Source organism: Streptomyces sp. NPDC020742 (assembly GCF_040641675.1).
Classification (GTDB): Bacteria; Actinomycetota; Actinomycetes; order Streptomycetales; family Streptomycetaceae; genus Streptomyces.
In genome coordinates, this window is record NZ_JBFAEA010000005.1 from 114,560 (window position 1) to 126,531 (window position 11,972).

Sequence of the window (11,972 nt, forward strand, 5' to 3'; positions counted from 1 at the left end):
GTAGGGGGATCGCCAGAATCCTAGGGCGCGTGGGCGTGCATGCGGGGCGGTTCGGATGGATGCGGCAGCATTGCGTGCCCGGGTTGCCCGCCGAGCACCGGCCGTTCAGTCCGAACGGTGTCCGGCGCCGCTGATCCACCGCAACGCCTCCATCAGTGCGGCGCGCTGCGCGTCCGGCAAGCCGCCGACGACGGAGGCGTCGACCGCCTCACCGAGGGGACGGATCCGGTCCAGCGTGGCGTCGCCATCGCCGGTGAGCGTCAGGAGTTTCCGGCGGCGGTTCGCGGGGTCGACCTCGCGGGCGAGCAGGCCCCGTAGCTCCAGGCGGTGCACGAGGGGCGCCAGGGTGGCCAGGTCGATTCCGGTCATGTCACCGAGTCGCGACTGGTCGATGCCCGGGCACTCGTGGACGGTCAGCAGCACGGCGTACTGGGGCGGGGTGACGTCGCCGACGACCTCCTGCCACTTTGCGGAGTAGCTCTGCAGGGCACGCCGCAGCAGGTGCAGGGGGGAACCCGCCAGGTACTGGGGTGTCTGCGGCGTGGTGATGACGGCCTCCGGGTTTGTGCGGCGTGCGGAGAGGTTTCATTCTGCCAGCCCACTGTGTAAATTCGTGCACGAATACTTCGTGCACGAAAGGAAGGGTCATGCGGCGACTGGTCGTAGGAATGACGGGCGCCACCGGCGCGATCCTGGGCATCCGGTTGCTCCAGGAGCTCCAGCAGCAGCCCGATGTGGAGACCCACCTGGTGATGAGCCGCTGGGCCCGCGCCACCGTCGAGCTGGAGACCGACTGGACGGCGCGCGAGGTGACCCGGCTCGCCGACGTCGTGCACGGGCCGGAGGACCAGGCGGCGTCGATCTCCAGTGGTTCGTTCCGTACCGACGGCATGGTCATCACGCCCTGCAGCGCGAAGACCCTCGCCGCGATCCGGGCCGGCTACGGCAGCGACCTGATCAGTCGTGCGGCGGACGTCCACCTCAAGGAACAGCGGCGGCTGGTCCTGGTGGTGCGGGAGACCCCGCTGTCGACCATCCACCTGGAGAACATGCTTGCCCTGTCCCGGATGGGCGTCAGTCTGCTCCCGCCCATGCCGGCGTTCTACAACCGGCCCGCGAGCGTGGACGACGTGGTCGACCACCTCGTGGCGCGCGTGATGGACCAGTTCGGCCTGGACAGTCAGCGGGCGGTCCGCTGGGAGGGCCCCACCACCGCCCGCGCACCCCACGCCCGCACCCCCCACGCCCGCCCCGTCGCCCCTCTCGACAGCACCGCTCCCGGCCGGTCGGTCGGCTGAGCCACGGAACCCCCCGTCGTGGCGCCGCCTCAGCGCCTCGACGGCCCTGAAGGAAAGGAACCCCCATGGCCCGTATCAAGGACCTGCGCGCCTACCTCGACGCTCTCGACGCACTCGGCGACCTGCGCACCGTTGACCGGCTCGTCGATCCCGACCTGGAGGTCGGCGCGATCATCCGCCGCTCCTACGAGACCGTCTCCCCCGCGCCCCTGTTCACCCACATCAAGGGCACGGCGCCCGGTTTCCGGCTGCTGGGAGCTCCCGGCGCCCTGAGCTCCGCTCCCGGCCGTCCGCTGGCCCGTATCGCGCTCTCCCTCGGGCTCGACTCCACCGCCGGCGCCCGCGAGATCATCGACGCCCTCGCCGAGGCCCGTACCCGTGAGCCGCTCCCGCCGGTGCTGGTCGACAGCGCACCGTGCAAGCAGAACGTCCTGCTCGGCGAGGACGCCTCCCTGACCCGGTTCCCGACCCCGCTGCTGCACGACGGCGACGGCGGCCCCTACGTCAACACCTGGGGCACCATCGTCGCCCGCACCCCGGACGGGTCGTTCACCAACTGGTCCATCGCCCGGATCATGATGATCGATGACACGCACATGACCGGTCTGGTGCTGCACCCCCAGCACCTCGCCCAGGTGTGGCAGCAGTGGGCCGACCGCGGCGAGCCGATGCCGTTCGCTCTGGTCCAGGGCGGCGAGCCGGCCCTGCCCTTCATCTCCGGCATGCCCCTGCCGGACGGCGTGGAGGAAGCCGGCTACCTCGGCGCCCTGCTCGGCGAGCCCCTGGAACTGGTCCAGTGCGAGACCGTCGACCTCCAGGTGCCGGCGAGCGCCGAGATCGTCATCGAGGGGCACCTGTCCGTTGAACGCACCGGAATCGAGGGCCCGATGGGCGAGTTCGCCGGCTACCGTCCGAGCGAGACCTCGATGCAGCCCGTCTACACCATCGAGGCCATCACCCACCGCGACAACCCCATCTGGCCGACCGTGGTCGAAGGCGAACCCGTCGACGAGTACCACACGGCCACCGGCCTCACCCTGGCCGCGGAAGTCCTGACCGCGCTGCGTGCGGCGGGCCTGCCCGTCACCTCCGCCTGGGAACCGTTCGCCGGGGCCTCGCACTTCCTGGTGGCCAGCGTCGCCACCGACTGGCGCGACAAGCTCCCGGGGCTCTCCACCGGCGACCTCACCCAGCGGATCACCGACGTCATCGCCGCCCAGCGCTTCGAACCCCTGATACCCCGCACCTTCGTCCTCGACGACGACGTGGACGCCTCCGACACCGGTGAACTGATGTGGGCGCTCGCCACCCGGGTGCACCCCACCGGCCGGCGGATCGTGCGCGAGGGCACGGTGCTGCCCCTGCTCTCCGTGTACACGCCCGAGGAGCGGCACGACTCGAAGGGACCGAAGGTCACCTACGACGCCCTGCTCCCCTCCACCGAGGAGGGCCGCGAGCCCCGGAGCTCCTTCCGCTTCATCTTCCCGCAGGAGGTGCAGCAGCGGGTGCTGGAGCACTGGAACGACTGAACTCGGCAGCAGGAACGACGGGTTCGGGACACCTCAGCGCGGCTGAACACACCGGGCGGCCTCCAGGGGCCGCCCGGTACCGGTCCCCTGGAGCGGGCGGCCGCTGCGGTCCGGCGCCGGGCTCAGGGACCCGCTTCCTCCCTCTCCGCATCACCGGAGTGCCGGCGCAGTGTTGCGGTGGCGATGTCCAGGAAGTCCAGTGCGGGGCCGGCGCAGTTGCTCTCCGGTACCGCCAGGCAGGTCTCGACGGGCAGGGAATCGGTGACGGGCAGGTAGCAGAGGTCAGGGCGGGAGTACGAGCCCGCGACGCCGCGGGGGACGAGCGCGATGCCCTGCCCGGAGGCGATGAGCTCGAACTTCTCCTCCAGCGAGGAGGTCCGCCGCGTCCTGACGTCGAGGATCGGCTCACCGTCGAGATCGGCCGACGTGAGTGAGTCACTGCCGGCCAGCGGATGCGTCACGGGCAGGCACGCGACCTTGGTCTCATGTCCGATGGGGACGGTGTGCAGCCCCGCATCGTCGAAGGGATGCCGGAGGTAGCCGACGTGCGCGCGACCGTCGCGAAGCGGCGCGTCCTGCTCCCACCAGCGCAGCGGAAACACATCGATCGTGACCTGCGGATGGCTCGCCGTGAACGCCCGGATCGCTTCCGACACATGCAGGCCGGGCGAGAAGGCGACGACGAGCCGCTGCTCGCCCCGCTCGGCCTCGTGCACGCGCCGCAGCGCCGTGTCCACCACCGTGCTGATCCTTCGCGCTTCGTCGTACAACTGCCGCCCCGCAGACGTCAGTTCAACGCTGCGCGTGGTCCGCGTGAACAGCAGGCACCCCAACTCCTGCTCGAACGCGCGGATCTGCCGGCTGAGGACCGGCTGCGCGATGAACAGCGCCTGTGCCGCCCGGCCGAATTGCCGATGCTCGGCCACCGCCACGAAATAGCGGAGCTTTCGTAGATCTAAATCCATGCCTGAAAGGTATCAACGCGGCCCAAAGGGTATTGGACGCCCGGCCGGGTCCGCTCGGAGACTTGCCCACGACGACCGCGCAAGATGTTTCGCGACGGTCCTGAGCCACGCAAAGGAATCACATGACCGACACCCGCCAGACCGCCCTCGTCGTGGGGGCCTCGCGGACTCTGGGCCTCGGGCTCACCGCCGAGTACCTCCGCCGCGGCTGGAACGTCATCGGCACGGTCCGCGGCAGCCGGCGCACCGGACTGCACGACCTGGCCGAAGCGTCCGAAGGGCGACTGACCATCGAGTCGCTGGAGATGACCGAGCCGGAGCAGGTCTCGGCACTGCGCGACCGACTGTCACGGCGCACCCTCGACCTGCTCTTCGTCAACGCCGCCATCACGCGCGGCGATGTCCCCATCGGCGAGGTCCCGACGGACATGTTCACCGAGGTCATGGTCACCAACGCACTCAGCCCGATGCGCGTCGTGGAGTCCCTCCGCCCGCTGGTGGCACCGACCGGGACCATCGGTGTCATGTCCTCCAGCCAAGGAAGCATCGCCCTGAACACCTACGGCGGGCAGGACCTGTATCGAGCCAGCAAGTCCGCGCTGAACCAGCTGATGCGCAGCTACGCCGCCCGCAATACCGAGGACACCCGGACGCTGCTGCTCATCGACCCGGGCTGGGTGCGCACCGAACTCGGTGGCCCCGACGCCGATCTCAGCGTGGAGGAGAGCGTTCCCGGAGTGGCGGAGACGATCGAGCGCCACCGAGGAGAGCCCGGTCTGCACTTTGTCGATCACCAGGGGAAGGTAGTGCCCTGGTAGCTGCCGTGACCGGCCCCTGCCGGGATGGTCGACGCCTCTGCTGGGAGGGGCGGTGAGTTGCGGTGAGTCCCCGCCCGCGACGGGAGACGGGCGCGTAGTCAGAGGCCGGCGCGTTGCCGCATCTCCGCCGCATCGGTGACGTACGTGCCGGGCGCGAACCGCTCGATGGCCGAGGCGATGGTCCGGCAGCGCTCGGCACGGCGGGCTCGACCGAGCCACCGCTTCTCGTGGTGGAGGTAGTGCAACGTCCCCGTGCCTTCCGGAGAGCCGGACATCTCGGGACGGAGCCACACTGCGAGCACCGCGTCCTCGAGAACGGTCGCGAAGCCGATATCGCTCCAGGGAACGTGCCGGCTCCCGGCGGTGATCCCCCGCGCATCGATGCACAGCGGCGCCAGGCGCACACACGCCAGCATGGGCAGGAAGCCGAGCACCCCCGTCGACACAGCGACCCACAGCAGGTTGCTCAGCGGACGGTCGCTCAGCCATGTCAGCCATATCGCCGCAGAGGCTGCGGCCGGTACCGCTGCCCCGCCCCCTAGCCATACGGCTCGCCGCTTCCACTCGGCCGGCAAGTGCACTGCGTCTTCGCTCACGCATCCCCCAGTGGTGATCACCGAACGACCGTAGCAGCCCCTGTCAGCCACCAGCTTTCGCGTCGCCACCCCGCCGGTGTGCGAAGCCCTGGATCGAGGTGAGCGCGTACGGAGTTCGTGGCCGGGCGTCGGCAACGGACCTACGCAGGCGCGCTTCGTACGCCTCCTGCTCCGGCACCGCCCGTTGGGGGAATCCGCGAAACGCCCGGCCGGGAAACCCAGCCGGGCGCGCGTGAACTGCTCGCGACCGACGTCGACTTCAGGGTGCTGCAGCCGCAGGGCCTGCGGAGCGGAGGTCCCTCCGATCCGCAGGCCCTGACTCCCCCACAGAGCGCCATCACGGCGGCCGGTGGGCTTACGCGTCCAGTACCAGTTGCAGCAGCTCACGCAGGGACTCGCGCTGCTCCGTGCTGAGCTGGACCAGCGGGGCGGCGGCGAAGGGCATCCGGGTGCGGAGGTCGCTGACGACGGTGCGGCCGGCCTCGGTGGCGGCGACGCGCTTGACGCGGCGGTCGCCCGGATCGAGGCTGCGCTCGGCCAGACCGCGGGACTCCAGCCGGTCGATGATCGCGGTCACGTTGGAGGGCTCCGCGTGCAGCCGGTCGGCGATGCGGCGCGTCGGGACCGGCTCTTCGGCGGCGAGCAGCGCCTTGGCCTGGAGCGGGGTCAGCCCGTGGGCGGTCGCGGCGGCCTCGGACTCCTGGGTGTAGCGGCGGGTGATGGCCGCGAGGAGGCCGACGATCTCCTTGGTCAGCTCATCCGGTGCGTGGGACATGCCGTGCAGTCTACCGATGTACTTGACAAAGTGAAATAACCGATCCCATAGTTATGGCTGACCTTAGTTATGCTTCATAAGTAGATGGGCCCGAAGATGAGCACCGAGACGATGAACACCAAGACCGTCCTGATCACCGGCACCTCCTCCGGCATCGGCCTGGCCACCGCCGTTGCCGCCGCGCAGAGCGGCTGGCAGGTGATCGCCACCATGCGCGACACCACCAAGGCGGGCGCGCTGCGGGCGGCGGCCGAGGAGGCCGGCGTCGCCGTCGACGTCCGGGCGCTGGATGTGACCGACCCGGCCTCGGTCGAGGCGTGCCTGGCCGGCCTCGACCGGCTGGACGCACTGGTCAACAACGCCGGCGCGGGCCACCTCGGCACCCTTGAGCAGGAGAGCGTCGAGGACGTGCGGGCCGTCATGGAGGTCAACTTCTTCGGCGTCCTGCACGTCACGAAGGCCGCCCTGCCCCTGCTGCGGGCAAGCAAGGGCCGCGTGCTGACCGTGACGAGCGTGGGCGGAGTGATCGGCCAGCCCTTCAACGAGGCCTACTGCGCCGCCAAGTTCGCGGTCGAGGGCTTCATGGAGTCCCTCGCGCCGGTTGCGGCGACGGCCGGCGTGTCCGTCAGCGTGGTCGAGCCGGGTGCCGTGGCCAGCGAGTTCGTCAACAATGTGGGCGTCCGCGACGACGTCCTGGAGCAGGCCGGGCCGTACGCCCCCGCGCTGTCCGCCTATCTGGACCGCACCCGCGGCGCCTTCTCCAACGCGCAGACGCCGCAGGACGTGGCGGCGCAGATGGTCGAACTGCTGGCGGCCGAGCGGCCCGCCTTCCGGCTCCTCACCTCCGACGCCGCGCGCGACTTCGCCGGGGCGAAGCTCAAGGACCTCGATGGTGCGGCCGTGCAGACGCTGACCGGCGGATGGGTGGCCTAAGAAGTTCAGCAGGGCGCGCGGGCGGTGGCACCGGCGACAACCACCAAGCGGGCCAGCCGGAGCGCGAAGGCCTCTGTCCGGTAGTGACAGACAGAGGCCCGCTTCGTTCCCGTAGGAAGGGCACCGCGCCGGGTGGTCTTCTCGGTCGCTATCCGACACCGGCGGTCGCCGAAGTGCCCAGGGCGGCGGATTCGTGCAGGGCCAGGCCACGGGTCTCCGGAGCCCAGCGCATCGAAAGGACGGCCCCGAGCAGCGTGATGGCCGCCGCAATGAGCATCGTCGTGCCGATTCCCCATGAGGTGAGGGCGAGCGGAACGAGATACGTACCGACCGCCGCGCCGATCCGGCTCAGTGATGAGGCGAGGCCGACGGCGGTTCCCCGGATCTCGGTGGGGAACAGCTCGTTCGGGTAGATCCACTGGAGGTTCTGGGTGCCTCCGATGAGGACGGCGTAGGCGGCGAACAAGGTCATGATCACGGGGGCCGGGGCGGCGGGGAACAGGCCAAGCAGCAGGAGTGCCAGACCGGACCAGGCGAAACTGTGGATGATCAGGGGCCGCCGGCCCATCCGGTTGATGACGACCATGGCGAGTACGCAGCCGACCACGAAGAAGACCGTGATCAGGGCCGAGCCGATGTTGGCCAGGCTGCCGTTGAGGTGGAGCGCGCCGAGGATGCGTGGCCCGAAGGCGTACACCGCGAAGAGCGGCACGATCGAACACGTCCAGAAGGCGCTGACGAACAGCATGCGGCCGAGGTAGCCGGACCGCCACAGCAGCGTCAGGCCGGCGTTATCGCCTTCTTCCCCGGGGAGGTCCGCGACGCTGGCCTCGCTGCCGAACACCTTGCGCATGACCGCGTTGGCCTCGTCGAGGCGGCCCTTCTTGGCCAGCCAGCGCGGCGACTCGGGGGTGCCCAGCCGAAGCAGCACGATGACCGTGGCGGGCAGAGCGGCGCTGGCGAGCATCCACCGCCAGCCGGTGTCGCCGACGGACAGCAGGGCCTCGCCGACGACGTAGGCGGTCGCCGCGCCGACGAACCACATCACCATCAGACCGCCGAGCAGCGGTCCCCGGTAGCGGCGCGGGGTGAACTCGGCCAACAGTGAGGTGGCGATCGGGTAGTCGGCGCCCACGGCCATGCCGACCAGCAGGCGCAGGACGAACAGCCACACCGGATCGGAGGCCCAGAACTGCGCGACGGAACAACCGATGATGGCGATGAGGTCGATGGTGTAGAGCACCTGTCTGCCGAACTTGTCGGTCAGGTAGCCGCCGAGGAAGGCGCCGCAGAAGATGCCGATGAGGGCGGAAGCGCCGATCAGGCCCTGGGCCGTGTCGGAGAGGTGCATCTGCGGCCCGAGTTGCACCAGGGCGACGCCGACGATGCTCAGGACGTAGCCGTCGAGGAAGGGACCTCCCGAGGAGTACAGGGCGAGTCTCTTGTGGAATCTGCTCAGGGGGGCGTCGTCCAGGACGCTGGATGCGGTCATGGTGAACTCCTCTGCCGGCTCGGGTGGCGCGAGCCGGCTCGGTCGGGTCGGTCGGGTAGGGGGACGCGGGGGCGTGGGTAGGGGGTACTGCGGCGGTGTCTCGTGCGGGGCCTGGCCGTTCGGCGGTTCGGCTCGGACCGGGGACAGGGCGGAGTGACAGGCGGCATGGCCGGGGGCTGATGACGTGCCGAACGGCCCGGCAGGCCTGGTTCGGGGGGGGCAGCGGCCCTGCCGTGGATGGTGGTACCGGCCGAGGAGCGTGCCCCTGAGGGCGGCAGGCGCTCAGCGGCACCGCACCCTGGCCTCCGCCGCCGCCTGCCCCACCCGGAGGCCAGAGCGGGAGCCGGGTCAGAGGGGGAGCCGCAACCCGACGCCGCGCTCCAGCGCGCGGTGCATGATCGCGTGGCCCACCGCGATGTCGCAGACCGCCATGCCGATGTTGCTGTTGACGATGATCTCGTCGGCGTTCTCACGGCCGGGCTTCACACCGGCCAGCACCTCGCCGGTCTCGGCAACGACCTCGGGTAGGCCGTCGGGGAAGTACCCCATCGATGCGAACAGTTCGTGCTCCTCGACGCTGTCGACGAGGTACTTGTCGGCGCGCCGGGAAGTGCGGGGATCCCAGAAGGTGTTCAGGTCGCAGGGGAGGATCGTCTGTCCGGCGGTGACCCACTCGTCCTTCACCACCGCGAGCGGCTCCCGCAGGATGACCGTCGCCGAGCTCAGCACTTCCGCGCTCTTGGTGACCGCCTCGGCCGACTCACCCTTGATGATCCGCAGGCCCAGTTCGGGCTGTAGTTGTGTGATCAGGGCATCCGCTGCGGCCTCGTTCGTGTCGTGGACGTAGACCGTCTCCAGCCCGGGCATCGCCAGGACCGCGTAGCGGACGTGTTCCCTTCCCTGCACGCCACAGCCGAACATCCCGAACGTGGTGGCGCCGGGGTGTAGCGCCGCGGCGGCCAGAACCGTCACCGCCGGGGTGCGCATCGCGGTCAGCCACGCCGAGTCCATGACGGCCAGCGGGACACCGGATTCCACATCGTTGAGCACCAACAGCCCGGTGGTCTGCGGAAGACCGAACGTGCGCGGGTTGTCCGGGTAGCACTCGATCCACTTCGCGCCCACGATCCCCGGCCCCGGCAAGTAGGCCGGCATGGCGTGGTAGAAGACGTTGTCGTACGGGTGGACACCGATCTTGGCCGGCATCTCGTAGCGGCGGTGACCGTGCTCGACCAGGGCCTGGCGGGTCAGCTCCATGATGGTGTCCCGCGTCAGTTGCAGGTGTTCGACGTCCTTTCGGGACAGGTAGAGCAGCTCCGAGCCGAGGCTCAGCTGGTCAGCGATGCGCTGTCGGTCCGTGGGGAAGGTCATGCGGGGTTCCTTCACGATCGATCCTCACCCGGGCCGTCGTCCGGGTTCCGCGCAGTCTCCGGCCGCCCGGCCCCCGCCGGCATCGTCGCGCTTCAGGAACTTCCCCGCCGAGCGTCCTCTCCCTGTAGCAAAGCCGGGATGTCGCTGTTGAGGAGGCGCTGCATCTTCAGCCCCAAGTGCAAGGTCAACCGGTCACGGCCGTTCTTCAGGTCCCAGCCGGTCTTGTTCTCGATCTGGGCCAGCCGGTAGTAGAGCGTCGTCCGGTGAATCGTCAGTCGCTCGGAGGCGGCCGCGGTGTCCCCAGCGGCGTCCAGGAACACCTCTGCGGTGTGGGCCAGGGAGTCGGTGCGGGCACCGGTGCTGAGATCGGCGATCTGCGGCGGTACCACCAGCTCCGGAGCGGTCATCGCGGCGATCATGAGCGGGCCGTAGACGCCGGTGTCCCGCCAGGAGACGACCGGCGCCAGCTCCGGCAGCTGGGCGGCGGCGAACGCCGCCAGCACTGCCTGACGCAGCAGATCAGGAGCCTCATCGAGCCGTCCGGCGTTGCTCACACCGACGAAGACACCGCCGCCCCCCGCATCGCGCTGCCGCAGCCCCCGCCACACCTCCTCGGCCAGCCGTGCCGCCGCCCGCTCCGCCCCCTGCCGGCCGGCGACGAGGACCACACCGCGGTCCCCCACGGCGGCCGTGAGCGCCCGCACCGACGTCTCGTCGCGACCGCCCCGGCCGGTGGCGTCCGCGATCACGGAGGCGACCGCCTCGGGGTCCGTGGTCGCCCCGGCCACGATGACCACGACCTCGTCCCCCGCACCGACGAGCCCCTGGTCGACCAGGTCCCCTGCGGCGCGAGCGGAGCCCTCTCCCCCGTGCAGGAGGTCGGTCACCAGGGCCCGGCGCCGCTGCTCCTCCTCGGTCACCTGGAGCGACCGCTCCCGAAGCCGTGCCGCCAACTGGACCACGCAATCGTCCACCACCTCATCGAAGCGCTCCGCGTGCGCGTCGATCAGCCACAGGTAACCCAGCAGCCGTCCACGGTCACGAATCGGATAGCACCGCCGGTCCTTGAGCCCGAGAGACGGCTCGGCGGGTATCGACCGGGGGGTGGCAGAGGCGGCGATGCCGAAGCTGTTGACGTACTCGGCGACGGGGGCCGGCAGCCGCCGGGACAGCACCACGTCGATACGGAGCTGGTCCTCGTCCCCGTAGTGACGGCTGCACACGATGAGGCTGCCGCGCTCGTCGTCGACGGCGACCGAATGCTGGATGCGGGCGGCCAGCGAGTCGACCAGCCGCTGGATCGCGTCGGTGTAGGGCAGGACCACTGCGACTCCCGCTATGGATGAACGTCGTACACATGTGCAACATAGCCCCTGCGGGTACGGCGTACGGTGAACACTTTCAGTAGCGCGAGATCGCGCACCGTGCCCACGTTGAAGGGGGCGGAAGAGCCGGGGCCGGTGCAGACCCGTGACGAGAAGTGGCCGGCGGAACCGCGCCCCGCTCGTGATGATGTCCCGGACCGGCCCGGCAGCCGGCCACGTCGCACAGCGGCACCCGGCGGCGAACGGGATCCACGCACCCCCTCGGACGTGTCACGAGGCGCGCGGCAGCGCGAGCCAGTCCTGCCAGGTGATGTCGCGGCCCAGATAACGGGGCCGCTGGAAGGGCCAGTCGGCGGCGATCCACTGCGGCACCAGCGCGTCGAGCGCGCGCTCCACCTCCCCGCCGACGAGGTCGTCCACCACCCACCAGGAGACCTCGCCGTCGGAGCCGATGCGCTCGGGCGGGTCGATGTAGACGCAGCCGAGGAGCGCCGTCTCCTCCTCGTTCAGCAGCGCGTAGTTGAACGACTGGTGCGCGGCTATCTCCCTCTCATGCCGCAGCAAGTCGATCCGGTCCTCTTCATAGGTCATCGTCTCCTGGGGCCACGACCAGGCCGGGCCGAAGATCTCCCACAAGCGCTCTCGGGAACCCATCACGGCGGGGTAGTCGAGCGCGGTGTCCGCCTCCCGGATCGGCCGCAGGTGAACCGCGGTGTCGGGCACGGGCACATGGACGGGGTGGACGAAGTCGTCAGGCAGCCAGCTCATAAGGCCCGACGTTACAGCCAGTTGGCGCGGGGGGATCCAGGCGACGAGATGTCCCGACTCTCAAGGGACAGGTGTCCCGGGAGAGTCGGGACACCTAGCTCT

At 70.1% G+C, this 11,972-nt stretch carries 12 protein-coding genes; 4 read left to right on the forward strand and 8 right to left on the reverse strand.

Features of this window, described 5'->3' with window-relative positions:
* Nucleotides 1–105: 105 nt before the first annotated feature.
* A complete protein-coding gene (locus AB0G84_RS11980; RefSeq protein ID WP_361319251.1) occupies nucleotides 106–549 on the reverse strand; it encodes a MarR family winged helix-turn-helix transcriptional regulator in 444 nt (147 codons plus the stop codon).
* A gap of 98 nt (nucleotides 550–647) precedes the next feature.
* Between AB0G84_RS11980 and AB0G84_RS11985 the strand changes: the two genes are divergently transcribed.
* Both AB0G84_RS11985 and AB0G84_RS11990 read left to right on the forward strand, forming a co-directional pair.
* Nucleotides 648–1,298, forward strand: coding sequence for a non-oxidative hydroxyarylic acid decarboxylases subunit B (locus tag AB0G84_RS11985; RefSeq protein ID WP_361318781.1), 651 nt, complete (start codon nucleotides 648–650; stop codon nucleotides 1,296–1,298).
* 65 nt (nucleotides 1,299–1,363) lie between these two features.
* Nucleotides 1,364–2,827, forward strand: a complete 1,464-nt coding sequence (locus AB0G84_RS11990; RefSeq protein WP_361318783.1) for a UbiD family decarboxylase — start codon at nucleotides 1,364–1,366, stop codon at nucleotides 2,825–2,827.
* Between the two features lie 122 nt (nucleotides 2,828–2,949).
* Here AB0G84_RS11990 and AB0G84_RS11995 read toward each other — a convergent pair whose 3' ends face one another.
* The gene (locus tag AB0G84_RS11995) at nucleotides 2,950–3,792 is read right to left on the reverse strand and encodes a LysR family transcriptional regulator (protein WP_361318785.1); all 843 of its coding nucleotides are present in this window, start codon (nucleotides 3,790–3,792) and stop codon (nucleotides 2,950–2,952) included.
* Between the two features lie 122 nt (nucleotides 3,793–3,914).
* Here AB0G84_RS11995 and AB0G84_RS12000 point away from each other — a divergent pair, with 122 nt between their 5' ends.
* Nucleotides 3,915–4,610 (forward strand): SDR family oxidoreductase, encoded by a 696-nt coding sequence (locus AB0G84_RS12000; protein ID WP_361318787.1) that lies wholly within the window; start codon nucleotides 3,915–3,917, stop codon nucleotides 4,608–4,610.
* A 98-nt stretch (nucleotides 4,611–4,708) separates the two neighbouring features.
* Here AB0G84_RS12000 and AB0G84_RS12005 read toward each other — a convergent pair whose 3' ends face one another.
* Together AB0G84_RS12005 and AB0G84_RS12010 are read right to left on the reverse strand one after the other, a co-directional pair.
* A complete protein-coding gene (locus AB0G84_RS12005; protein WP_361318789.1) occupies nucleotides 4,709–5,206 on the reverse strand; it encodes a hypothetical protein in 498 nt (165 codons plus the stop codon).
* 355 nt (nucleotides 5,207–5,561) lie between these two features.
* Nucleotides 5,562–5,981 carry a MarR family transcriptional regulator gene (locus tag AB0G84_RS12010; protein WP_361318791.1) on the reverse strand — a complete coding sequence of 140 codons (420 nt, stop codon included), beginning with the start codon at nucleotides 5,979–5,981 and terminating at the stop codon, nucleotides 5,562–5,564.
* Between the two features lie 96 nt (nucleotides 5,982–6,077).
* Between AB0G84_RS12010 and AB0G84_RS12015 the strand changes: the two genes are divergently transcribed.
* A complete protein-coding gene (locus AB0G84_RS12015; RefSeq protein ID WP_361318793.1) occupies nucleotides 6,078–6,914 on the forward strand; it encodes an SDR family oxidoreductase in 837 nt (278 codons plus the stop codon).
* A 148-nt stretch (nucleotides 6,915–7,062) separates the two neighbouring features.
* On the opposite strand, the gene AB0G84_RS12020 is transcribed toward AB0G84_RS12015, so the two are convergent.
* The 4 genes from AB0G84_RS12020 to AB0G84_RS12035 form a co-directional block, all read right to left on the reverse strand.
* On the reverse strand, nucleotides 7,063–8,406 hold the full coding sequence (locus tag AB0G84_RS12020) for an MFS transporter (RefSeq protein ID WP_361318795.1): 1,344 nt from the start codon (nucleotides 8,404–8,406) through the stop codon (nucleotides 7,063–7,065).
* Between the two features lie 348 nt (nucleotides 8,407–8,754).
* Nucleotides 8,755–9,777, reverse strand: coding sequence for an ornithine cyclodeaminase family protein (locus AB0G84_RS12025; protein ID WP_361318797.1), 1,023 nt, complete (start codon nucleotides 9,775–9,777; stop codon nucleotides 8,755–8,757).
* A gap of 92 nt (nucleotides 9,778–9,869) precedes the next feature.
* Nucleotides 9,870–11,102, reverse strand: a complete 1,233-nt coding sequence (locus AB0G84_RS12030) for a helix-turn-helix domain-containing protein (protein ID WP_361318799.1) — start codon at nucleotides 11,100–11,102, stop codon at nucleotides 9,870–9,872.
* 270 nt (nucleotides 11,103–11,372) lie between these two features.
* A complete protein-coding gene (locus tag AB0G84_RS12035; protein ID WP_361318801.1) occupies nucleotides 11,373–11,870 on the reverse strand; it encodes an N-acetyltransferase in 498 nt (165 codons plus the stop codon).
* Between the last annotated feature and the right edge of the window lie 102 nt (nucleotides 11,871–11,972).